Source organism: Paenibacillus sp. FSL F4-0100, assembly GCF_037993005.1.
Taxonomy (GTDB): Bacteria; Bacillota; Bacilli; order Paenibacillales; family Paenibacillaceae; genus Paenibacillus_AQ.
Genome location: NZ_CP150303.1, coordinates 3,664,059 through 3,686,602, shown reverse-complemented (window position 1 = coordinate 3,686,602; position 22,544 = coordinate 3,664,059). Strand labels below are relative to the sequence as shown.

Here is a 22,544-nt window from a genome sequence, read left to right as displayed (position 1 = left end):
TTGTGATCCGGATAGTGATTATATTACTTTGTCAGGAATGTTGAGTAACTAGCACATAGCGCCAAAGTACTTGTATAACACGCCAATTGATAATACTAAAGCAACACACTGAAGTAACCTGCAACCTCTCTATAGAAACCGTTTAGTTGAGAACGCTATGAATTCATGGTCAGCATTCCCTGCCGTTGTTCTGATGGCGAATGGGTACTGAGATGCTCAGTACGCCAATTTGATGGAGTATCTCCTTCCCAAAGACGGAAGGCACGGTAGAACGAGTTCTGATCTTCATATCCAATCAAAAAAGCAACTTCTTTGAGATCGAGCGAGGGGTCTGCCAAGTACTCAATGGCCTGCTCGTGTCTAGCTTGCATCAACAATTGCTTGAAGCTCGTATTTTCTTCCGTTAACCTGCGCTGTAACGTACGATCACTCATATTGAACTCCTTCGCCACAGACTGAATGTCAGGTCGCCCTCCTGTAAGACTGCGTTTCATAATCCACTTAACCAGGTCGGTAATGGATTGGTTACTCTGTAGTTCATCAAGCGAACGGTCCAGAGCGGGAGTTAGGATCTCCAGCAATTCTTCGTTATACGAGATAAAAGTGCGGTCCAGATCTCTTCGATAGAGCGTCAACCGGTTACGCGTAGCACCCATCCGGATACGACATCCAAAATAAGCTTCAAGAGCTTGGACATCGCCCATAGGCTGCGAAAATTCAACCAAGTGTGCGGTCAAAGGTTGACCTGTGCCCCGGCGTCCAAGCTCCAAAAGACATGCTAGTGTGATCCCCACAAGCAGCGGAGGACCGGGCTGTTCACCTAGATTCAGCCATTCCAGCTCGATGGTACAGTACTCGCCTTCCTCGGTAATCAGCAAGCCTTCGGGTGGACATAGTTGTTTGTACCGAGCCATTCGGTTTAGAGCATCGCGGTAGTCACGAGCGTGGTAAGGCGCTAAGACGGTCGGTGGGTACTGCGCCGTTTCAAAAACGGTCGCAAGCTTGATGATGGCTTGGGCCGTGTCACCAATGAGATCGGAATAAGCCTTCCAGATCGCGAAATATTGGGCGGTGGTGACTATAGATTCCGTTATGATGGTGAGCGGTAATTGTGCTTTGCGTGCTATGTCATGAGCGGCAATCCCTAATTGATGTAATCCTTCCCAAAATCCCGGCGGGATTTTAATACGGCCAGATGCATAATGCTTCATTTATAGGGCTCCTTTATATACTGTTTATTGTAATGTTAGTTAATCCTTGATTCCGTCCAGGATGGACGTGAATGGATATAAATAAATCTGCAGGATCGATAAATACTATACAGGTCGATTCTGGATCGTGCTGTGTTTGTTTGCCAAGCGAGCGATCATTCGAACTGGTTATATCCGCCATACGATAGCTTGCTGAACCTTCATTCGAAAGATTATTATACAGCAAAATAATGAATATTGCTGACAATATAAGCGGTATGATCGTTGCACCCTTTTTCATCCGTTTTCTCCCCCTTCCTTAAACGTGTGTACAAGGGTGACATCAAGATCAAGTGGAGATGAAATCAACATCAATTAAAAAAAGCGCAGAACCGAGGTTCTACGCTTTTTATTGAGATACGTCCTTATTCTTCATCCTCGCCAGTAATTCTTAATGGTGTCGCCACTTCCAGCCTTTGGCCATTATCTGAAAATGCGATAACCCGACTGATGACAATGCCTTCCTCGGCATCTTCAGGAACAACATATTGCAGTACAATCGTCTGCCTGCCCCAAGAGGCGCTCTGACCTGGGAGCAGTTCCGGAATCACGGTTGTGAAACCGGTCAGTGATTCCCATCATTTTTCGTGGCTTTCCGAATCCATCTGCTCTGAAGCTGCTGCAGGTAACCATCCTTCCAGCAGCGCTCCCCCTTCCGGATGATTGCTTGCGGCAAGCTCGCCTCCGTGCTGCCTAACAATTCTTTGTGAAATGGTTAAGCCTAATCCGCTTCCTCCCGTAGAGCGGCTTCTGGAGGCTTCCCCGCGATACAGCGGTTCAAATACACGCTCAAGTTCTTCCAGAGAGAAGCCCGACCCGGTATCGCGTATCGCAAACATAACCTTATTGCCATCTTTGTTGCACAGGACTTCGATGTCACCATCTGTAGGTGTGTGTCTGACGGCATTATCCAGAAGATTGTTCATGGCTCGCTCCAATAAATGCATATCTCCATTGATGATGCAGCCATCTGTTACACGGAATGAGATCGAGATGCCTTTTTGCCGAGCCAGCGGACTCAGACTGTCCATCGAATTCCGGATTACCTGGTTAAAATCAACCGTTTTAGTGTTCAGTTCCGACTCCACATACTCCATTTTTGTAAAGGTGAACAGATCCTCTACCAACCGATCCAATTGTGCCGATTTATCCTTGCAAACCGCCACATATTGGGCCATTTTTTCCGGAGATTGAGCGATCCCTTGCTCCAGACCATCCAAATAGCCCCGCAAAGCGAACAAAGGTGTCCGCAAATCATGCGCAACTGCCGCAATGACGAATCGGCGTTCCTCCTCCAATTCGGCCTGTTTTCGATAGGATTGCTCAAGCCCCTTGACCATAACATTGAAACCGTCGCGGACTTCAGCGATTTCGGTGATCCTCGACATGGGTAACCGAACATCCCAATCTCCTGTTGCAATTTGTCTAGCTGCGATTCCCATCTTCTCAAGTGGTTTAAGAACGAATCGCCGCATTTCCATTCCAACAACAAAGATCGCAAGCAGCAGCCCGACAAAAGCCGACATCACTTGAAATTGATTGGACTGAGGCAGATACAGAATAACCCTTCCCAGCAGCTGGCCGTCCTTGATGACGGAGAATCGCTCGGTTGATAACTTAGTGTCTCGTCGATCTGGATTGGAACGATAAATATCCTGATCTGCTGCGGATTGAATGAGAACATCCATCTTCGCTTCGCGCAAAGCTGAATACAATTGGTTTTGCCAGTCGGAATCCGTCCATTGGTCTGTGCCCGATTCAATTCGCTGAGTCATTTCCGATATATTTCGCTGCAGCGTCTCATTTTGCAGCCGACCTTTTTCGAAGCTGAGCGTCTTCGTCTCCATAAAGTGAGCAGCAACAAAGAAGATCCACGGCAAAGTGAGAATAAAGACGAAGCAGAGCATAGTAAACGTACGAATGCGGAGTGACCTCATGTTACCCTCCCTCAAAGCGATACCCTACTCCCCATACGTTGACCAGGAATATCGGTTGGTTCGGATCAGCTTCGATTTTCTCACGAAGTCGGCTGAGATGGACCCGAATCGTGTGCCTGTCGCCCACCCCATCCCAAAATTTCGCTAGTAATTGTTCATAGGAGAAAACATGTCTCGGGTGTTCGGCAAATAATCGCAGCAACTCATATTCCCTGGGTGTGAGCACGACGTTATTTCCATCCACTAGTACTTCTCTTGTGGACAGATTTAACTTGATTCGCCCGTAATCCAAGACTCTGCTATCCATTTGCTGCGGGGAAGCGGAACGCCGCAATACCGCTTTCACTCTGGCAACGATTTCACCAGGTGAAGCGGTTTTAACAATATAATCATCGCCTCCGAGAGTCAGGCCTCGAATCTTATCCACATCATCGCTGCGAGCACTCAAGAACAGGATCGGAACATGGCTCTCCCCGCGAATCCGGCGGCAAAACTCAAATCCGTTTTGTCCCGGCATCATAATGTCCAGAACAATACAATGAATGGAGTTCTGCTTAAATATGTCCCACGCTTGAGCGGTATCGCAAGCAGTTTTCACTTGAAAGTTGTCATTCTCTAGAAAATCTCTTAATAACTCAACGATGCTTTGGTCATCGTCTACAACCAGTATCGTCTTGAAAACACTCATGTTTATCCCACCTTTGCTTTCCTAGTTTATCATTTTTTTAGCTAGAACTAACGCGAGCTTATGTATTGTGATGATTTGTTTATACTTTTGTGACCTTTCTACATCTTCGTTTGAGATATTCGTTTGTTATGCTTCTATTTGCGCACACAGACAGCCAATATTTCGGGTGATCTTCCCGCGCAGTCATCTATAAAGGAGTTTTACATATGGGTTTGGAAAATAGCGCCTTCTCGTTCTTTCCTTTCGGTGCTTTGTTTTGTCTCACGCTGTTCTCTTTCCTGGCGGTTCGAGTATACGCGATTCGTCATCGTTACAAAAGCGATCATCAAAAGGATGACATCGCTATGATTCTGAAGAACCGAATGGCCAAAGGTGAAATTGATGAGAAGGAATATCGCATGTTGAAAGATCTACTGACTAAATAAAAACTAGGAGGATTTATTGATGCTAAAGGTTCAAATCGTGTTGTTTGATGGCTTCGACCTTCTGGATGCGATAGCGCCTTACGAGGTCTTTTGCGCCGCAGCCATGAATGCTGGAAACGCGTTAAGCGTAGGATTGGTCACCGCAGAAGGATCAAGATCCGTGCCTAGTGGCATCAACGGGTTGAAGATTGAAGCAAGTGACAGACTGGACCCGGAACGTGCGGGCATCATTCTCGTTCCGGGCGCGTCCGGGGACGTCGAAGGTGATGGGCCCGATTCGATTCCGGCTATTTTGGGCCGAGCCATGAGTACGGAATTGACCGGTATGATCAAGCAGGCTCTTCAGCACAAAGACATTACAGTCGCTACGGTCTGTGGCGGTTCCCTGATTCTTGCCATGGGAGGCCTCCTGGAAGGCAGGCCGGCGGTAACGAACCACCTGGGCATGGACTTACTTGGTGCAACTGGAGCAGTTCCCGTCTCGGCTCGCGTCGTGGACGACGGTAATCTGGTCACCGGCGGCGGTGTAACTTCAGGACTCGATGTAGCGCTATATCTGGTCGAACGTGAACTTGGGCCTCGTATCGCTCACGCGGTCGAGCAGTTATTCGAATATGAACGAAGAGGAACGGTTTGGAGGGATACAGGGATAACGCCTAACGTTAATAAATCATTGACGAGCGACGAACCAAACACTGTGATAAACAAAACAGCGATGACACCCACCCCCAGCTCCCAGCATAGCAAAAGCATACAGGCATCGGTCTTCGACGGGGATTGGGAGACCACTATCGCTACGCCCGTCGGGAAGATGGAGGTCAAGCTCTCCATATTGACAAGGAACGATATGATCCAGGGCACGGCAACGCAGGGGGATGAAACCATCGAGTTTATGAACCCCGTGCTTCAGGATAACAAGCTGGCCTGGTCACTACGAATCACGAAACCCATGCGCTTGAATCTCAAATTTGAAGTTGTCGTCGATGGAGATCACATGGTCGGTATAGCCAAAGCTGGCCTTCTGCCTGCATCCAAATTAACAGGAAATCGGGTTTCCTGATCGTAAAAAAGAAAAACCGCGGCATACACGCGATAATGGCTTCCAAGGATGTATGTCGATCGAGTTTTTCTTTACCAGGAATGGTGTGTATCAAATCTAGAGTTTCGGGAGTTGCGAGCGGATGAAGAAACGAAAATCGTTATATCTATTGCTGGCCTGTATCAGCATTCTATTTATACTACACGCCTTGGTGAAAAACTATTGGATCGATCCCGCTGCTTCGGGGTTTTTAAGTCATAAGACCGGGCTGAAGCGCGAGCTCAATCTCCCGGTTTGGCTAAATGTTATGTACGTTCATGTTGCATTCGCATGTATGGCCATGGCATCGGGACTGGTGAACTTTTCGAATCGAATATTTGAAAGAAGCCGCCGACTCCATCGCATAAACGGCTATGTATATATCGTATCCGTACTGCTAGTTGTGCTGACTTCCGGATATATGGCCCCCTATGCCACTGGCGGAAAATTAAGCAGTATGGGATTCAATCTGCTGAATATGATCTGGCTGTTTATCACCATTACGGCGCTCGTCCAAATCAAGAGGAAACGGATCATCTGTCATCGAAATTGGATGATTCGTAGTTATGCCTTTTGCTTCACGAACATGTTGATTCATCTCATTACTTCCCTTTTTCATCAGGGATTCGGGTATGTTTACGCTACCAGCTACACCATCGGCGTTTACGGCTCAATTGCGCTGCTGCTAGTTATTCCTGAAATTATCATCAGAACGAATCGAAAGGAATTGGTATAAGAATGAAAAGAATACTTAGCTTACTCATGTCGTTTACGCTCGTTCTAAGTCTGTTATCCCCCGCAGCAAGCGCGGAAACAAAAAAGAATCAGGATCCATCCAAAGACAAAAGCGTGCATGTACAAATTGTATTATTCGATGGATTTGATCTGCTGGACGCATTAGCGCCTTATGAAGTATTTGCTGCAGCTGGTATGTACACTGGAGGAAAAGTTACGGTAGAATTGGTATCTGCAGAAGGTAAGCGTTCGGTTCCGAGCGGGCTGGATGGACCCACGCTTGAAGCACAAGCCGTATTAGACCCTAATCGTCCCGGGATTATTGTAGTTCCTGGAGCTTCGGGTAAGCCAGCGGGGAATACCGCAGATGCAATCCCCAACATATTAAGGCAGGCTAAGGATACGGGCTTAACCAGTATGGTGAAACAAGCTATGAATAATAAGGAAGTTACGGTGACTACCGTGTGTGGAGGTTCATTGCTGCTGGCTATGGATGGTTTATTGAAGGATAAATACGCTGTCACCAATCAGATAGGCATGGGTGCACTAGGAGCTCTCGGTGCAATTCCAGTTGATGCAAGAATCGTGGAAGATAGTCCTCGCTTAGTGACTGGCGGAGGTGTTACTTCCGGACTTGATGTGGCCTTGTATTTGGTTGAGCGTGAAGTCGGGCCACAGATTGCGAATGCCATTGAGAAGTTATTCGAATACGAGCGTAGAGGCACAGTGTGGCAAGCAAAAGGCATCACGCCGCTTAGCTTTGAGACGAGCCAGGAAACGCCTAAAAAAATACAACCGGCTGTACCGGGGACTAAAGCTGAAAAATAAGGACTCGAGGCATTCGGGAAGCTTGGAACCTCATCGGCCCCACCTGCCGTTTATTAGAGAAATCTAGTCACAATGAATACATGTCGTTTCATTTACTCGCTTAAAGAAATTGCATGAATTCATCAAAAAAGCCGCAATTATGCGGCTTTTTGCGTGTATGTTTTTCTCTAACGAAAAATCGGCTATACCCTTTATGAAAATCCGGCTTGCGAGGATTATTCTGGAGAGTTTCAACCATCGCGATAGAAAGAGATCACGTTTGTTTTGTCTAAGATGACAACATCTTTCTCGTATCCCGTGTTGATGAATTCAATGGTTGGTTAAGTCACTTCTCCTATTTCAGCTTTTACAAGTTCCAGCTTACGTGCAAGCAACTGCTCATTCATTGTGATTTCCCCCACATTGCATAAATCCATCTTGTTCCTATCGCGAACACATGCTGATACTTATCATTACCACGCTGAATACCTTTACCCTTTTGAAGATAAGGTACCTTCTAAAAATGTAAGAATCAAACCAGCAAGTTCTTCTGCATGTGTCAGCGTAACCATATGGTCAGCCCCCTCAATTACTTCGAAACGGATGTCTTGAACACGCTTGAACTGTTCCGCAATTCGCTGCATATCCTCCCATTCGACCGTTCCCTGAATAAACAGCGTCCTTGCAACAAGCTCCTCCAACCGCTCGATGGCTGGCGGCATCGGCCATACAACCTCAAAGCTCTTCCACTCACTAAACACTCTTGTCATATACAGCGTGTGCATCTCGCGCAAAAAATCCCCTTCAGCGCTGGACATCGTCACACGATAATTCGGGCCGCTCAACGATTGTTCAACCAGACGGTTAACATCTGGTGCGCATGCATTTACTTGGGCCATCCAATCGATGAATGGCTGAGAGTGCTCGAATCCGGTTAGCGATGGTGCGATTAATACTAAATGGTCAACCCTGGAAGGGTAAGTCAAGGCAAAATCCGTAACTGCCTGCCCTCCCATGGAATGACCGACAAGCGAAGCGCTGTCAATTTCCAGATGATCAAGCAATGCTCGCAGGTCTTCAACCAAGCTGGTTGGTTTTTGCGGCGCTGGAGATTTTCCCGTTCCCCGACCATCATACGTGATGACTTGATGGCTCCGAGCTAAATGCGGGGCAATATACCTCCATTCTCTTGAGTCTACACCTGGACTGTGTACCAACACAACAGGTGTCCCAATGCCTTGAGTTTGATAAGCTAAATCCATTTGAAAACTCCTCTCTCCAATGAATGATTATCCAGATTATGATTCTAATATAATTTAAGACTGAACGTCCGGTCAATAGAAAATCGTAATGAAACAAAATCAAAAACAAAAAAAGCCGCCAATGGCGACTTCTTAAACATGTGATAACCCTCAATTCCGTGATGGGACCGACTGAAAACCAATCATTAAATGCGACTACCCGAGATTCCTCACGTTTACCAAGTTGACTGAGCACAACTTTTAATGAGCCGGCTGCAGAGAGGCTGAACACAATATGGACGTGAGTTTGAAGCTCCTCTTCCTGCAGCCGCTGGTTGTCAACGGTTTCTATATGCTTTTCCAACAGATCATCACTTCTTGTTTTCATCACAGCTGCCACGCTTCGATGAAGCCTCCAATACCGACTGGATCGTTTGCTCCTCCAAATATTGATACAATTGCCGTTCGGCGCCGTCCATCACCTGTTTGACCAGGCATACGCACTCACGGGGATTATCCTTGTGCATCTCGGCAGCCTTCTCTTCGGTCAGCAAACGGTGCTGCCGCGAATTCATATTTGAGCATTCAAAGAGCTGCTGCCTTCCTTCGATCACCTGTATCACTTCAAGGAATGTAATCTGCTCGGCCTGCTTGGCCAGCTCGTAGCCTCCGTTCACTCCCGGCACTGCTCGCACAATTCCATCCTGTCTCAGCTTGGACATGATTTTGGATAAATAGCTTTCCGAAACGCCCAGCGTCGCAGATAACTCCTTGATTCCGATGTTCTGGTCACGCTCCGAATGAGCCAAATGGATTAAGGCGTGCAGAGCGTAATCAACGCTTTTGGAAAACTGTATGACGGTTTCCTCCTTTAATTCGAATCACATGGACCTGTGATATCCATTATATTAATTCGGATTCTTTTTTGCAATGAATCCACGTTTCAGGATGAAGCATGGTTGAATTTACCTACTATTGCTTTGTGAAGAACCTACCTTTTTTATTTTTTAAAAAAGCCGCCGAAATGGCGACTCCGCAAGCAAATTATATTATAGCCTTCAAAGATTACATCCTTCATGAATCAGTCAGTATGACTTCCTTGTTCTTGTAATTGATCACGAACTTCTGTCAGCGCAAAACCAAGCAGATTCTTTCCGCGCCATTTCATGGGATTGTCAGCGTTCGGATCGTCCTTCGCCAAGCCGATTCCCCATATCCGATCTACAGGACTGGCTTCAACCAAAATCCGATTTTTCGTTGTGCTTATATACAACCTTAATTCCTGATTCTGCTCGAACTTAGCCAAATTTCCGCGCTTCACAATGTCATAGCAATGGTGCTGCCAAACCTCGTTATCAAAGGATTGGACAGCACGACCGAACGCTTTCATCTCTTTGGGATGTTTAGCCTTCATAATCGCTTCCAGCATCTTATGATCGCCGAACAACCGTGCTTTTTCTGCCATCATGTATTGCTCAGTACAGTTATAAGATACGCCATCTATCAGGAAGGTGCATTTCCACCACTGACTGAAGCAGCTGTTACTAACGCTGCCGTCGGCTGGAGGCGTATGACCCCAGAAGAACAGAAACTTTCGCTTTCCCCCGGCCAAATAGGCCTTTTGTAAATCTTGGATGTTGTATATCAAGTGAACACCTCCTGATTCTATTGATGAGACAGTCCAAAAGACTATTTCAGCGTGTTGCTATTCGGAGGATCGTACATGCCCGATGTGTCCTTGAACCATTCGAAAATATGGGACACGCAAACCTTGAGTACCGCATAGCCAGGAACAGCTAACAGAATGCCAACCACACCGAACAGATTACCGGCCGTCAGTATGACGAAGATAATCGTAATGGGGTGAATCTTAAGCGTTTTGCCCATGATTTGCGGTGAGATGAATTTCCCTTCGATTAATTGCACGATCGTCCATACCGCAACCATCTTCAGCAGCATGACCGGAGAAGTGACCAGAGCCACAATCAGCGCTGGCGTGATCGCAATTGCGGGTCCCAGATAGGGCACCACGCTGGTGAACGATGCAATAATCGCCAGAATCAACGCGTAATCCAGACCGATGATCATATAACCGATATAGAGCAGAATCCCAATACAGAAGCTCACAATAATCTGCCCGCGGATAAAGGAACTGATCTGATGATTGATATCCTGAAGTACATGCAAAATTCCGGAACGACTCTTCGTCGGCAGGAAAGACAATATTTTCTGAGGGAGCTTTTTGCCATCTTTCAGCATATAAAACAGCACAAAAGGTACGGTCACGATCGACAACACAATCTCCGTAAAAGCACCTAGGAACCCGCCCACTCTGCTCCACGTATGGTTCAGAATTTCCGTTGCTTTCTGCGTGACGGTTGTCCACCATTCTTGGGAATTAATGTTCATGGTTTCTTGGATCTGATTATACAACTCGCTGCCCGTTAGATCTTCAAACTGCTGTCTAACCTTCTCGCTATATGTCGGGAAATTGTCAATCAGTCCCATAATCTGGTTACGCAGCACCGGAATGACCGCGAGCACCACAATCGTTAGAATACCGGCAATAACCAGATATAGGATCAGGATGGACCATCCGCGCTTGATTTTCCTTTTCTCCATGAAATCCACCAGGGGGTTCAGCAAATAATAGAGAATTCCTGATAAAATGATCGGCAAAACGATTGTCTTGACTAACACGGCGAGCGGATGCAGCACAAACGAAATCTTGCTTATAACCAACACGTTGAGTCCAACCAGCAACAGAACAAGCAAAAAAAGCACAAACTTATTGTTCAGGAAAAAGCGCTTGAACCGATCCGGCCAAATACGGGGTTGCTCCATACATGTCCTCCCTTACTTATGTATACATATTCAAGATTTAAAGCTGAGCATTGATTCACAACACCGAAAAAAATCCGCCAAAATGACGCCATCCTCATTCTTTTAACTATAATGTTTGAACGGGGCACATGTCCAGTTTACCAAGTACGAACTAGAAGATATGTTCAGGTATTCACGAATATTAATAGAACAAGCCCGCATGTCATAAAGACACGCAGGCTGAAGCTGTTCAGTGTTGATATATTACAAGTACCGAGAAATAATGCGCACCAATTTTGCTGGCAGCTCATTCAGGTTGGTAATATCCAAAAACCTCTCGACACCATAGATCTGACTAATGACATCCTTGTCTTGACCGATGGCTGCCGCCAGAAATTTGACTCCTTTTCTTTCGTATTCAGATAGCGTCTGCTGCATGTCCTGAATAGCCAGATTTCCTGTATAGTCTTCCAAGGCTTTCGGCTGCCCGTCGCTGATGCTGATCAACAGCTTGGTTTGCTTCGGTGAAGCTGCTAACCGTTCCGCCATAATTCTTAAAGCCAACCCATCCCGATTATTACTTCTGGCACGGATCCCCATCAACCTGAACCGATCGCGAACATCCGGTTGATCGTAATCGGCATATGCGAAGATTGACATTTGTTCCAAACGGGAAACATCCGCAGTATCGCCGTAAATTAAAACAGGAATATGGCAAATTTGACAGAATTCATAGACCGCAATGACCGCCCGCTTGGCCGCCTCCAATCTTCCGAAAGCAGCCATCGATGCGGATTCATCCACCCTCAAACCGACCACAAGACCAGGGGATTCCGTCGGAGGACGCTTCTTGGCAAAATACTTGAAATCGCGATAGGCCACGCTGTCAGCCTGAAATTTAGAACCATAGTAATGGTTTTTGGCATATTCCGCGGTGATCTCATGCTCCAATAGCGGCAGCGTCTGTCTGGCGATTTCCCGCACGATGGGCATAAGCCCCTTACTCAGACTCCAATATTCCTCCTGCTGGATCGGGTCATATTCAGGACGGTGAACGATCAGCTTAACAGACTGATGAATCGAATCGGACACGATGGATCTGGAAACTTGATTCAGCTTTTTGCGGAAGTTCCGCTCCTTCTGTTTCTCCTCTTCCGTCATGGGTTCGGGATTGGCCTGGTGATATTGCGGTGATCCGTCTTCACCCGAATCCGCACTCTCCATATCCGTTGATTCATCCGAAGGAATGGATGTGCTACCTTCGCTTTCAGCGGACTTTTTTAACCGGATACCTTCTTCCCCAGCTTGCCCATCAGGAATGGAATCCAGCTCGATATCGCTGTCCCAGGTCGTGATCTCCACTGCCTCTGCATTTCGTTTATTATTCATTTCAAGCGGAACTTCCTCTAACATATCCATTAAGCCTTCGCCTTCCAGCGCATCTTCCAGCAGTTTGATCTCTTCCGAATCGGTTGTTATCTTGTAGATTACTTTATGATAAAGGGATTCCCTCGCAGAAGCACCTTGAGCAACGGCATCCACCCAATAGAAATAGGAACGCATGCCAGCCACACCTTTAATGGCATTAGCCCGTGCTGTTTTATCCAATAGAATAATGACGCTTGCCAGCACGTCCAGCATTTCATCGTTCCGATAACCGGTTTTGGCCATTGCCCGCTCCATCATGATCTCTTGGGTCGGCAGGTCCATCTTCTCCGTGTGCTGAACCCGGTCACGCAATGCCTCGTTAAGCGGTCTCGATCCCGCATAACTGCGGTTTGCCGTGATCACCGCTATGAAATCCGGATGCCGGTGCACGATCTCCGTTGGGAGATTAAGGCTGCCGCTCGGCTCCAATGCGGAATTCAATGCCATCAATACGCCAGCATCCCGAATCACATTCGGTTCCTGTATTTCCAGCAGATAGCCCTTTTGAAAAGCTCTGACGATCTCGGAAGCGTAAAATCGATACTCTACAGCTCCATCCTGAGCGTTATTCGCGGCCAGCTTCAATAATTGCTTCATCTTCGCGGAAGCCATCTCTTGTGGAATCCCCAGCGCCTCCATTAAAATCTCCGTTGAGCTTCGAAAGCCGTCGCTTTCGTATAATGCTCTCAAGGCCGCTTGGTCCGCAAATTCCAACTGCTTCATTCGATCCGATGAAATAACCGGCAAAATGGCTCCCAGAATATCCGATTTATCCATATCGGCAAAACAAGTTACTTTGGTATAGGGTAGCCTGAAGTTTGCGGATAACGCCTTGGCGAGCTGTGTTTTTCCGGAGCCGGCATCTCCCTCCAATAGAATATTGGCGATCTTCATCTCGCCGCGATGCCAATTACGCTTGATCTCACTCGTGATTCGGCGTTCTTCCTCGCTTACTTTATGCGTTAATGGTTTTTTCCAGACAAGACTCTGTTCCTCCTCAGTTAATACTCTCTCAGGAGACAGCACGTTAGATGCAAAGTCATTCTGGTCTTTCATGACCGCTCACCTCCAAACTCTCGTTAACACTGAACGCAGGAAAAGTTTCGTAACTCCACGTTCGGCGACTTTCTCATCGCGCATAACCCAATTCTTCTAACATTCTCGTTAAAGTGCGCAGACGTTCTCCAATCATCTCACCGTTATCGCTCAATGACTCGTTGAACAGCTTGATATCCTCCTGAATCTGTTCATTATCCGTGCAAACAGCCACCGTCATGGCGTTCCCCTGCAATCCGATCCGGTCGATCATAGGATGTTGTGGGTCATATAAATGTTCAAATCTATAGGCTTCGCTAAAATGGGTCAGGGCACTGCAAATGAGAATAGACAAATCCAGAATTCGATGAATGGGTAACTCATCAGATGAACTGGTCCCTTGTTCCTCTTCAGCTCTCCATATCTTGGCGGCAATATGCGCCCTACCATCCTCGTTCTGCTCGGTCAATCCCAAAGATAGAGCTCCTACGTCTGTCTTAGATGCAAATCGTCCATCCACTTTCCCATAGTTATCCGACACAATCACGGGTTTATGATTTGTTGAAGCAGGTATTTTCATGGTTCCTCCTCTTTTCTAAAAAAACAAACAATTTGTACTTTTATCTATTTATATAATAGATAATTTCTATATTATTGTAAAGAATGGTTTACCAAGCTTCAAGCAAATACCGCTCTGGAAAGGAATATTTTCACACAGAGGCCGATTCATCGATGCCAGAACAAACGAAAGGCTGCCGCTCTATTACCGCGACAGCCTTCGTACAGCTGAGGTATTCCAATGAACTTCCTACTCCAGATTAAACGCTGCTTCAAGCTCGCGAATCCGGTCGTCATCGATGTGGATGACATTGCCGAGCGTTCTTGCCGACAGAATGGACTTGGCGCTGTACTCGGCAACTTCCAATCGGTCAAACGCGTTAAGCAGACTCTGACCGGCAACAATGACACAATTATTATTCACGATGGCAATCGGCGTATTCGCTTTAAACAGCGAAGCGGTACGCTCAGGCTCGTTGTAAACCGCATGAAAGGGAAGCTTTGGCATTCCGCGAAGCAAGATATAACTCTCTGGAATCGTTCTTGAATCGAAAGCGGTATCGGTTACGGCAAATGCCATAATGTTGGGAGGATGCGCGATAATGACCGAATGGACATGCGGCTGCATTTTGTAGATCGCTTCATGCAGAAAGACAGACTTGCTTGGCTGTTTGCCAGCCTCAGCTTTGCCGTTCTCTATACGGACAAGGTCACCCGGTTCCAGATCGTTGCGGTCTTTGCCGTAGGGTGTGATGACAAAATCATTTCCAAACAATCGATGGGAAAAGGTGCCCTGCGTGCTTGTGAACAAACCTTGTTTATACGCACGCCGCATTAGTGCGCACATATCTCGGCGGATTTCTTTTTCCTCCGACGTGCAGGTGTCGTAGATATACGTATCCAGCTGCAGCGTGCTTTTGTTGCGGACGGTATCGTAATCCTCATCGGTCAGCAGGACGGGATTTCCGAGTCGACGCGCCTCGATCTCCAGCCGCGCACAGAAGTCCAGGGTTTCAAACCGGTTAAACGCTTGAGAAAGGTCCCCAGCTCCGACCACAACGCCATGGTTCTCCAGCATAACCGTGTCGATCCCGCGCTTGAAAACAGCAGCAATGTTCTCCCCGAGCTGCTCGCTTCCAGGCAGGGCGTAAGGCGCGATCCCGATCTCGCCACAAATCTGCCGTTCGTTCGGAAGCAGCCTGGTATCCGGAATGCGCCGGACAATGCTGAACGAAACCAGTGCGGGCGGATGGGCGTGAATGATCGCTTTCAAGTCCGGACGGGCTTGATAGATAAGCCTGTGAAACGGAAACTCGCTGGACGGCTTGTGAATTCCCAGGACCGTGCCGTTCTCCTTCACGCATACCATATCCATCCGGGTTAATGAGCCTTTATCCACCCCGGCCGGTGTGATCCAAATATCTCCGTTCTGGTCCTTGATCGACAGATTGCCCCCGGACGTGGTCGTCATGCCATGATTGTAAATACGATTGATAAATTGAAGGAGCTGATCTGCCGGATGCAAAAAATTCTGATTCATCCCTGCCACCGCCTTATCCGAATGTTTTTGTTTAGTTTTGTTTATTTTTATTATACTGTTTTTTCTATTGATATTCGAGAATAATTGTGGCAAAAACATAACAAGTAGAAAATTAGGATTCGTACCACCAGTTCTGCTCCAAGAAGTTCATGATTGGCGTACTAATACGAAAAGTCGCCATTTCAGGCGACTTTTTATCGTTTATGATCGAATGCCAATATCACGAAGCAGAATGGTTCCTCGTTTGGTCAGGTTGAACTCAATATGAATCTTGCTCAACTGCTCTGGATTGAATTCCGGATTCATTTTGTTGAAATCATCTAGATGGAAATCGTAGCTTTGAAATACGGGTTCCGAAGTATTACCTGCATTCGAAAACGGCCATTTCAACAGTTTACCCTCAATTACTGGCGGCAATTTGGAAAGATGGCTGAGGGGAAGATTTGCCTGATGGCCCTTCCTGTCTTCGACAGTAATCGTAAAATTGATAAGCTCTTTCGGGTCGCTGATTTCCTCTTTCCCACGGGCATCCGCCAGCGAAAATACGATGGAGCTTTCCTTCCCTGTTCTTACCCCATGGTCCGGCAAAGTAACCGTATAGGATGCCGGTTTGACAGATCCGTTCGAATTCCAGCCTAAGCGAGCCGCGCTGTAAGCCGCTTCACCCATTTTGACCTTCACCTTTTCCTCCCTCCATTGCTGGAGGTTCTCGCCCATCAGGCTGCCGCCGGGAATTGTGGTGCTCTGCAAATCAACGTCTTCCTCATAATCCGCCAGTAAGATCGTTTGCGAATCGTAATAATTGCCGATGTACAGGGTATCGGGGAGCCATTCCTTGGCATAACCCAAATCTCTGAAAACCTCCCGGTATTGCCGTTGGTCCTTCAGCGTGGCATCCAGAAACGAAGATATGAACACTTTTGCGATGGTTTCCTGTTCATCCCGCGGCATAATTTGACGTAGATTAAACAGTTGGTTCCCCAAGCCTGCTACATCCCCTCTGCCCCAGCCTCCGTTAAACTGGCCGTGGTTGGCTCCATAAATATAGACCAGCGATTTCATGTAATTTGTGCCCTTGGTATAACTAATCCGGTGATATTGATGGGCAGCACCCATGCTGTTAACATCCATATCATGAGCTCCATGCAAAGCCAGATAATTTACGTCTTGCAGCGGCAGGGGTTTACTTTGTGGCTTATATTGCCCGTCTGTTCCCGCAATGGAAATCAGGGAACGGATCGAAAAGTTATAATCAAACTTGATGTGGCCATGGTCCGGATGACGGCTGAGCTTGTTATAGGCTGCCGCGATCGCGACCGCTTCGCCGCCTCGGGAATGCCCGATGAGGGCGATTCGTTCCATATCGACCTTTTGATAAAACGGATGGTCCGGATCACTGTTCCAGCCTTTCCAGGTTTTCAAATGCTCCAGCAGCAGCAAGCCTCTTGCCGGATTCTCATGCTGCAGCGGGCTGACCAGAAAAAGATCTTCATAAGGGGAGAAATTAAGAAAATTTTCATCCACGGAGACGAAAATATAACCTTTGCTCGCTATCAGTTTGCCCAGGTATTCATAACCCGGATCGGAATAATCGTTCATTAAGTGATTTCCATGTACAATCAAAACAAGCGGAAAGGCACCCTCCCCTTCGGGATACCACACTTTTCCGTTTAACGGCATGGCCTCGGGTCCGAACCCAAGCGACTTTGTGCGCCCGGGTGACCATTTCTCAACAAACTCGGACGCATCCACCGTTTGAGTGGTTAGGGAACCGCTTTGGTTAAACTCTTTCCTGTAGTTGTCAGGACTTCCGTATAACAGGCTTTTGACGGGAAATGCGCCTTGTTCGGCAGGGTTGTTCATCGCCGTGTCATCATATCGGGTTGAGCTTCTCAGCTGTTTCAAAGTTACGTCCGGAGCGGCTTCATCCCCGGCCCGAATCAACCAGAAGCTGCCGGCGCCGATCACGACAATAATCAGGGATATACAGGCCAGGGCGCCGATCTTCCTAGTGTTGGACGCTTGCTTGTAACTTCCCGTTGCAAATTTATAAACCAATGCACCAAACAAAGAAAAAACTACGGCAAACAACACGATGAAAACCACCGAGACTTCCAGCGGCCCTATGAAAGAGAATAAAAGCATGATAAGGGAGCAAAGCAATATCCACATATAACGGCTTGGCAGTTTCTTGACTCCGTGCAGCAATAATGCAGCCAGGCCGCTTATAAGCGCTGCCGCTAAGACAAACAGGAATGTGCCGACGATGAATTTACCGAAACCATGCCCCATCAACAGATAATTGGCCTGTATCAGAATCAGGATAAAGGCGATGACGCCAAGCCCAAGCGACGCACCCTTCCATCCAGGGGATAACCTCCCCCGGCGCTTCCGGTTTACAATTATTCTTCGAAAATAAGGGCCACCCTTCTCTTTTTCTTTCTCTCTTTGTATTTCCAATCTCTCCAGTCCTCCTGCATACCAATATAGTGATGTTTCTACTCCTTAGGTTACCGGATCATTCTTTCTCTGCACTTTCTCGAATCTTTCAGTAATCTTACAATTCGTTAGGAAGAAAAAGAACGAATTTCGTTTGCCCGTTCGTGGTCAGCGTGATGTTACCCCCATGTTTTTCTACCACTTGTTTGGCAATGGCAAGTCCCAGACCCGTACCCCCATCGCTTTTTCGGGCTTGGTCTCCGCGGACAAAGGCATCAAAAATCGTTTCCTTCATAACATCCGGGATTCCGATGCCATCGTCCGAAACATGGATTTCGACTCCTTTTCCCGTCGCTGCCAATTTCAATTCAACAGTTGTACCGGGCGGGTTGTATTGGATTGCGTTGGACAAGATATTAGAAACCGCCCTGTATAACCAGGTCGCGTCGAATGGGACGATGATCTCACAATCGGGAATATCGTACTGAAAATGAAACTTCTGTTCTTCGAACATCTCGTAATACTCGGCTGCAATTTCCCTTGTGAATTCTGAAATGTCGGATGCCTCAACAGCAAGAGGATAGTCGGGGCTATCCAGCTTGGACAGCTCGAAGATACCGTCGATCAGCTCTGACATCAGACTGGCTTTGTCGGAAATCAAACGCAGGATTTTTTGCCTTTTCTCTTCCGAATCGACGAGCCCCACTTCCATCGCTTCGATATAACCCTGAATGGTCGTCATCGGTGTCTTCAGGTCATGGGAAATGTCGATCAGCATTCGCTGCTTGCTCTCCGCAAGCTCTCGCTTTTCCCTCTCCATCCGTTCAAGCCGCTCCGCCATAGCATTGAAATCGTCCTGAATTTCCGCAAGCTCATAACTCGCTTTAAAATTCAGTCTTTTGTGGTAGTGTCCGCTGGCGATGTTCCGTATGCCGTCCGCTATGGAGCTAAGCGGGGTGGTGAGCCGGGAAGCCGTCCTTCTTCCAAATGCATAAACGGTAATTGCAAACAATGCGAGAAAGAGCAGCAAGGCTTGGAAGGCCATTTTATAAAATACTCTCTCATGCTGATCGCTGTCCATGCCTGGCACGGCTGTTGGACTGCCCATGACTCCAGCCTCCGTCTTGACCGGTCCGGTAGCCTCCATAAAATAATCCATGATCAACGCATTTAATACAAATAGCGAAAACACGGCAATAAGTGCAATCGTAACAAAGAAAAAAATATATTGGCGAATCAGCGAACGCTGCAGACGATTAGGAGATTTCATGGCTGTAACTCATCTTTCTTCGCAAATCGGTATCCGAGCCCGCGAATGGTTTTGATATAAACAGGTTTCCTCGGACAAGCTTCGATTTTATCGCGCAGCCTGCTGATTTGGACCATGACGGCGTTATCGTCAGCCAGATAATGCTCGTCCCAGGCTTGCTCAAAAATTATCTTTTTCGTAAATACGCGCCCCGGTTCCCCCATGAACAGCTTCAATAATTTGTACTCGATCGCACTCAGCGAAATCGGTGTTCCCTTTATGTACAGCATGCATTCGCGGTGATCCAGCAGCAAGTCCCCGACGCAGGTTTCGGATAACGTGGGAGCTTCCGACTCCGACGGCTCATTAAACTCATAAGAACGTCTTAACTGGGCCTGAATTCTCGCCATCACTTCGAGCGGGCTGAACGGTTTGGACACATAATCGTCTGCCCCCAGCTTGAGACCGGTTATTTTATCAAGTTCCTGATTTTTGGCCGAAATGAGAATGACCGGGATTTTATAATCCTGCCGCATCATGCGGAGCAACTGGAATCCGTCGATGAACGGCATCATGATATCGAAGAGTGCGAGATCCACGTGCTTGCTTCGCAGATGCTCTAGGGCTGCTTTCCCGTCAAAAGCCTCCAAAGTCCTATATCCTTCTGCCTCCAGATAAAGTTTAAGCATATCTATAATATCCGGATCATCATCGACCACAAGTATGGTTTTAGGCATAAAAAGCATCCTCCTTCAAGTGTATATGGTTCTCCTTGGGAGGCTAATTTCCTTTTTTGCGTTGTTTCCGTAAGCATCGTTAAACGCAAATAACCTCCTACCTGGATCGTCGGAGGTCATTTTATGATTGATTTTAGTGGCGTCCAACGAAACCATACAAGAGAAGCTGGTTAAGTTCAGCCATCTTATTTTTATAATTCCCGGATCTTGCCCAGAAAGCTTGGAGCGTCCCGACAACACTTAATAATTCCAAAAGGGTCTCCAGAGAAACAGAAGAATGAATCGCCCCTTCCTTCTTCCCCAGCTCAATAAATTCCTGAATAAGCTCAGTTCTAATTTTATTGGTGTTTTCACTATATAAGCTCGCCAGCACCTGATCCTCAACTGCACCCGGTGTAGAAAGCAATTGATAGTCATGCTCAGCACAGATCTCCAGTACTTGGGATAGCTTGTCTTTAAACTCGATATTTTGCTTCAACAGCTCCTTGGCCATATGGATGGTATTTTGCATCAGAACGTTCGCACATTCAGTAACCACCCCTTCTTTGCTGCCGAAGTAGTTATACAGCGATACAGACGATACACCGGATTCTTCGGCAATGTCCTTGATGCTGACATGGATGAAGCCTTTTTCTTTAAAAAGCTTTAATGCGGCATGAATGATCGCATCCTTCTTTTGCTGCGTTCTTATCTCGAATTTATTCATCAGTTTTCACTCACTTCCCGTATTCGTCGCTACAAGTAGTTTACCATAAAAAGAGTAGTTTTTAAATTTCGGGGTCGATATTTAAAAACTTCTTGACAGTCCGGTCGATATCCATATAGAATCAAGCTATAATTTTTAAATATTGCATCAATTATTTAAAAACTATACTGAAAACAAAAATAAGTGTTTGAGAAAACACGGTTTGATCAAATCGTTTAACCCTAATGGAGGAGTTACTATGAAAATATTGGTTTATGGCGCTGGGGTTCTGGGCAGTTATTTAGCCCACGAGCTGGTGCGTGGTGGTCACAACGTCACGATGCTGGCCAGAGGACAACGAGCGGATGAGTTGGAAAAGAGCGGCAATGTCATTCGGCATTATTTTCAGTTCCAAACAACGGTTCATAACGTAAGGGTGATCCGGGGACTACAGCCTGACGATGTTTATGATCTTATTTTTGTTGTGATGAAATATCCGGATTTCGAAGCGGTACTGCCTGCACTTGCAGCGAACCATAGCAGCCACATCGTTATAATGGGCAACAATGCGAGTCCTGGGGAAATGGAGAAGTATTTGCAAACCCATAGCCCGGTAGCGAAAAAGGTTGCTTTCGCTTTTCAGACGATCGCTGGCTGGAGAGAGAATGGCCGGGTCATTAGCGTACGCGGACCAAGAACCAAAATCAATATCGGCGGTTTAGGTGAGGAGCTGTCTTGGCGTTCGGTGATCGATCAGGCTTTGGTTAACACCAAATATAAGTGGACCTACCAGAACAATATGAATGAGTGGCTGAAAAGTCATTTTGTCATGATCTTGGCATTGAATTCCATTGCTTCTACATATCACGGGGATTTGCGCAAAGCCGCAAAAGACAAGCAGCTGCTTAATCTTGTCATCCATGCTGTTGATGAGGGACATCAAGTATTGGAGAAAAACGGGTTTACGGTTACGCCTGCCGCTCAAAAGGAATTCGCCCGTAAAAAAAGAAAGCTGTTCTACATCCTGTTGAAGATGATGCTGTCGAACCCCATTGGCAGAATCCTGTTAAGTGATAAGGCGGTGTCAGCAAACGAGGTGACTGCTTTACAGCAAGCTTTTGATCAATTGAAAATTCGCGCGAACATGGCGACACCCCATTGGGATGAGCTCCAACATTATTCCGCGCCTGTTCAGAGATCATAGATGATGGCTTTATTGATCTATAGCTTAGCCTGGTAAGAAATATGTTCGCAAAAAAATCTCTGCTCAACCAACGAGCAGAGATTTTATGAACCTTCCGGCGGTCCTTAACTGAAGCTTCAATCACAGACACCCACGATTAGCCTTGAACATGTCTAAACAGCTAAGCATCCCCTTCACTCCCCTTGACATGGTTGTTGTTCGAAGCAGCCAAGCTTCCTCTTCGCTCGTACGCAACAACAACCATAACCATGCTTACTTAATGCAACGCAAATCATATACATGACGGAGTACAAGCACCCAGCGCGTGAGATCTCGGCCATCTGACATAGCCGAACAATCGGGTAGCGGCTGCTCATTTCTTGAATGGACCGACACCGGGTATCTGAATCCAGCTTCCCTCCCCGTGTAAGTTGGGATTGAGCTTTTTCAGGTACTCAGGCTTTCACTCTTGATCCCGAACTTCTCCATGATGCGGCTATAGGTCCAGCCCTCTTTTTCCACTATCTACCACGAGGGGATAATACCAATTAGACTTGTGGGACGCTTTTGCTTTTTATTGCCGGGTAAATTCTGCCCGGTCAAAGTTTTCGATATTTTTTGAGTGGAATCGGTTGTTTCCCTAACCGTTGTCTTTTTCATAGTGGAAAAACCTCTTTACGGATAGCTGGTGTTATCTAGTTGTACC

General features: G+C 46.9%; 22 protein-coding genes. 5 read left to right on the top strand and 17 right to left on the bottom strand.

Translation table 11 applies throughout. The annotated features are described in order from the left end of the window. Window positions 1-155: 155 nt before the first annotated feature. From MHH48_RS16615 to MHH48_RS16595, 5 genes are all read right to left on the bottom strand, one after another. Window positions 156-1,211: an AraC family transcriptional regulator gene (locus tag MHH48_RS16615; protein ID WP_076323380.1), complete on the bottom strand. Its 1,056-nt coding sequence runs from the start codon at window positions 1,209-1,211 to the stop codon at window positions 156-158. A 13-nt stretch (window positions 1,212-1,224) separates the two neighbouring features. Then, a complete protein-coding gene (locus tag MHH48_RS16610) occupies window positions 1,225-1,491 on the bottom strand; it encodes a hypothetical protein (RefSeq protein WP_076323379.1) in 267 nt (88 codons plus the stop codon). Between the two features lie 124 nt (window positions 1,492-1,615). Then, window positions 1,616-1,801, bottom strand: coding sequence for a hypothetical protein (locus tag MHH48_RS16605; RefSeq protein WP_076323378.1), 186 nt, complete (start codon window positions 1,799-1,801; stop codon window positions 1,616-1,618). A 27-nt stretch (window positions 1,802-1,828) separates the two neighbouring features. Continuing rightward, complete coding sequence (locus MHH48_RS16600) at window positions 1,829-3,187, bottom strand: HAMP domain-containing sensor histidine kinase (RefSeq protein ID WP_076323377.1); 1,359 nt, start codon at window positions 3,185-3,187, stop codon at window positions 1,829-1,831. Between the two features lies 1 nt (window position 3,188). Continuing rightward, window positions 3,189-3,875 carry a response regulator transcription factor gene (locus MHH48_RS16595; protein ID WP_076323376.1) on the bottom strand — a complete coding sequence of 229 codons (687 nt, stop codon included), beginning with the start codon at window positions 3,873-3,875 and terminating at the stop codon, window positions 3,189-3,191. 206 nt (window positions 3,876-4,081) lie between these two features. On the opposite strand from MHH48_RS16595, the gene MHH48_RS16590 reads away from it, so the two are divergent. The 4 genes from MHH48_RS16590 to MHH48_RS16575 all read left to right on the top strand — a co-directional run bounded on the left by MHH48_RS16590 (window position 4,082) and on the right by MHH48_RS16575 (window position 6,941). After that, on the top strand, window positions 4,082-4,300 hold the full coding sequence (locus tag MHH48_RS16590; RefSeq protein ID WP_076323375.1) for a hypothetical protein: 219 nt from the start codon (window positions 4,082-4,084) through the stop codon (window positions 4,298-4,300). Window positions 4,301-4,319: 19 nt separating this feature from the next. Next, window positions 4,320-5,360 (top strand): DJ-1/PfpI family protein, encoded by a 1,041-nt coding sequence (locus tag MHH48_RS16585; protein ID WP_076323374.1) that lies wholly within the window; start codon window positions 4,320-4,322, stop codon window positions 5,358-5,360. Window positions 5,361-5,481: 121 nt separating this feature from the next. After that, window positions 5,482-6,114, top strand: a complete 633-nt coding sequence (locus MHH48_RS16580) for a DUF2306 domain-containing protein (RefSeq protein WP_076323373.1) — start codon at window positions 5,482-5,484, stop codon at window positions 6,112-6,114. 2 nt (window positions 6,115-6,116) lie between these two features. Continuing rightward, window positions 6,117-6,941 carry a DJ-1/PfpI family protein gene (locus MHH48_RS16575; RefSeq protein WP_076323372.1) on the top strand — a complete coding sequence of 275 codons (825 nt, stop codon included), beginning with the start codon at window positions 6,117-6,119 and terminating at the stop codon, window positions 6,939-6,941. A gap of 470 nt (window positions 6,942-7,411) precedes the next feature. Here MHH48_RS16575 and MHH48_RS16570 read toward each other — a convergent pair whose 3' ends face one another. The 12 genes from MHH48_RS16570 to MHH48_RS16515 all read right to left on the bottom strand — a co-directional run bounded on the left by MHH48_RS16570 (window position 7,412) and on the right by MHH48_RS16515 (window position 20,676). Beyond that, window positions 7,412-8,140, bottom strand: a complete 729-nt coding sequence (locus MHH48_RS16570; RefSeq protein WP_256720623.1) for an alpha/beta hydrolase — start codon at window positions 8,138-8,140, stop codon at window positions 7,412-7,414. After that, on the bottom strand, window positions 8,052-8,549 hold the full coding sequence (locus MHH48_RS16565) for a DUF1835 domain-containing protein (RefSeq protein ID WP_256720622.1): 498 nt from the start codon (window positions 8,547-8,549) through the stop codon (window positions 8,052-8,054). The genes MHH48_RS16570 and MHH48_RS16565 overlap by 89 nt, the downstream gene beginning before the upstream one ends. Continuing rightward, window positions 8,533-9,018 carry an Rrf2 family transcriptional regulator gene (locus MHH48_RS16560; RefSeq protein ID WP_076323370.1) on the bottom strand — a complete coding sequence of 162 codons (486 nt, stop codon included), beginning with the start codon at window positions 9,016-9,018 and terminating at the stop codon, window positions 8,533-8,535. The genes MHH48_RS16565 and MHH48_RS16560 overlap by 17 nt, the downstream gene beginning before the upstream one ends. Before the next feature lie 224 nt (window positions 9,019-9,242). Next, window positions 9,243-9,809, bottom strand: coding sequence for an NADAR family protein (locus MHH48_RS16555; RefSeq protein WP_076323369.1), 567 nt, complete (start codon window positions 9,807-9,809; stop codon window positions 9,243-9,245). A 41-nt stretch (window positions 9,810-9,850) separates the two neighbouring features. Continuing rightward, window positions 9,851-11,005 carry an AI-2E family transporter gene (locus MHH48_RS16550; protein WP_076323368.1) on the bottom strand — a complete coding sequence of 385 codons (1,155 nt, stop codon included), beginning with the start codon at window positions 11,003-11,005 and terminating at the stop codon, window positions 9,851-9,853. A 243-nt stretch (window positions 11,006-11,248) separates the two neighbouring features. Beyond that, entirely contained in the window at window positions 11,249-13,468 is a 2,220-nt protein-coding gene (locus MHH48_RS16545) for an AAA family ATPase (protein WP_076323367.1), read from the bottom strand. Window positions 13,469-13,541: 73 nt separating this feature from the next. After that, window positions 13,542-14,027, bottom strand: a complete 486-nt coding sequence (locus tag MHH48_RS16540; protein ID WP_076323366.1) for a DUF6530 family protein — start codon at window positions 14,025-14,027, stop codon at window positions 13,542-13,544. Window positions 14,028-14,255: 228 nt separating this feature from the next. Next, window positions 14,256-15,545 (bottom strand): class II aldolase/adducin family protein, encoded by a 1,290-nt coding sequence (locus MHH48_RS16535; protein WP_076323365.1) that lies wholly within the window; start codon window positions 15,543-15,545, stop codon window positions 14,256-14,258. A 201-nt stretch (window positions 15,546-15,746) separates the two neighbouring features. Then, on the bottom strand, window positions 15,747-18,005 hold the full coding sequence (gene bahA, locus MHH48_RS16530) for a bacitracin amidohydrolase BahA (protein WP_076323364.1): 2,259 nt from the start codon (window positions 18,003-18,005) through the stop codon (window positions 15,747-15,749). Window positions 18,006-18,102: 97 nt separating this feature from the next. Further along, the gene (locus MHH48_RS16525; protein ID WP_076323363.1) at window positions 18,103-19,254 is read right to left on the bottom strand and encodes a HAMP domain-containing sensor histidine kinase; all 1,152 of its coding nucleotides are present in this window, start codon (window positions 19,252-19,254) and stop codon (window positions 18,103-18,105) included. Further along, complete coding sequence (locus MHH48_RS16520) at window positions 19,251-19,970, bottom strand: response regulator transcription factor (protein WP_076323362.1); 720 nt, start codon at window positions 19,968-19,970, stop codon at window positions 19,251-19,253. Before MHH48_RS16520 ends, MHH48_RS16525 begins: the two co-directional genes overlap by 4 nt. 133 nt (window positions 19,971-20,103) lie before the next feature. After that, entirely contained in the window at window positions 20,104-20,676 is a 573-nt protein-coding gene (locus MHH48_RS16515; RefSeq protein ID WP_076323361.1) for a TetR/AcrR family transcriptional regulator, read from the bottom strand. 238 nt (window positions 20,677-20,914) lie between these two features. On the opposite strand from MHH48_RS16515, the gene MHH48_RS16510 reads away from it, so the two are divergent. After that, on the top strand, window positions 20,915-21,859 hold the full coding sequence (locus MHH48_RS16510; protein WP_076323360.1) for a 2-dehydropantoate 2-reductase N-terminal domain-containing protein: 945 nt from the start codon (window positions 20,915-20,917) through the stop codon (window positions 21,857-21,859). Window positions 21,860-22,544: the final 685 nt, after the last annotated feature.

Bases quoted from the DNA above. Each gene is read 5' to 3' on its own strand.
- MHH48_RS16515 (WP_076323361.1), bottom strand. From the start codon at position 20,676: ATGAATAAATTCGAGATAAGAACGCAGCAAAAGAAGGATGCGATCATT.
- MHH48_RS16615 (WP_076323380.1), bottom strand. From the start codon at position 1,211: ATGAAGCATTATGCATCTGGCCGTATTAAAATCCCGCCGGGATTTTGG.
- MHH48_RS16595 (WP_076323376.1), bottom strand. From the start codon at position 3,875: ATGAGTGTTTTCAAGACGATACTGGTTGTAGACGATGACCAAAGCATC.
- MHH48_RS16520 (WP_076323362.1), bottom strand. From the start codon at position 19,970: ATGCCTAAAACCATACTTGTGGTCGATGATGATCCGGATATTATAGAT.
- MHH48_RS16550 (WP_076323368.1), bottom strand. From the start codon at position 11,005: ATGGAGCAACCCCGTATTTGGCCGGATCGGTTCAAGCGCTTTTTCCTG.
- MHH48_RS16535 (WP_076323365.1), bottom strand. From the start codon at position 15,545: ATGAATCAGAATTTTTTGCATCCGGCAGATCAGCTCCTTCAATTTATC.
- MHH48_RS16540 (WP_076323366.1), bottom strand. From the start codon at position 14,027: ATGAAAATACCTGCTTCAACAAATCATAAACCCGTGATTGTGTCGGAT.
- MHH48_RS16600 (WP_076323377.1), bottom strand. From the start codon at position 3,187: ATGAGGTCACTCCGCATTCGTACGTTTACTATGCTCTGCTTCGTCTTT.
- MHH48_RS16510 (WP_076323360.1), top strand. From the start codon at position 20,915: ATGAAAATATTGGTTTATGGCGCTGGGGTTCTGGGCAGTTATTTAGCC.
- MHH48_RS16525 (WP_076323363.1), bottom strand. From the start codon at position 19,254: ATGAAATCTCCTAATCGTCTGCAGCGTTCGCTGATTCGCCAATATATT.
- MHH48_RS16590 (WP_076323375.1), top strand. From the start codon at position 4,082: ATGGGTTTGGAAAATAGCGCCTTCTCGTTCTTTCCTTTCGGTGCTTTG.
- MHH48_RS16545 (WP_076323367.1), bottom strand. From the start codon at position 13,468: ATGAAAGACCAGAATGACTTTGCATCTAACGTGCTGTCTCCTGAGAGA.
- MHH48_RS16565 (WP_256720622.1), bottom strand. From the start codon at position 8,549: ATGAAAACAAGAAGTGATGATCTGTTGGAAAAGCATATAGAAACCGTT.
- MHH48_RS16610 (WP_076323379.1), bottom strand. From the start codon at position 1,491: ATGAAAAAGGGTGCAACGATCATACCGCTTATATTGTCAGCAATATTC.
- MHH48_RS16580 (WP_076323373.1), top strand. From the start codon at position 5,482: ATGAAGAAACGAAAATCGTTATATCTATTGCTGGCCTGTATCAGCATT.
- MHH48_RS16585 (WP_076323374.1), top strand. From the start codon at position 4,320: ATGCTAAAGGTTCAAATCGTGTTGTTTGATGGCTTCGACCTTCTGGAT.
- MHH48_RS16575 (WP_076323372.1), top strand. From the start codon at position 6,117: ATGAAAAGAATACTTAGCTTACTCATGTCGTTTACGCTCGTTCTAAGT.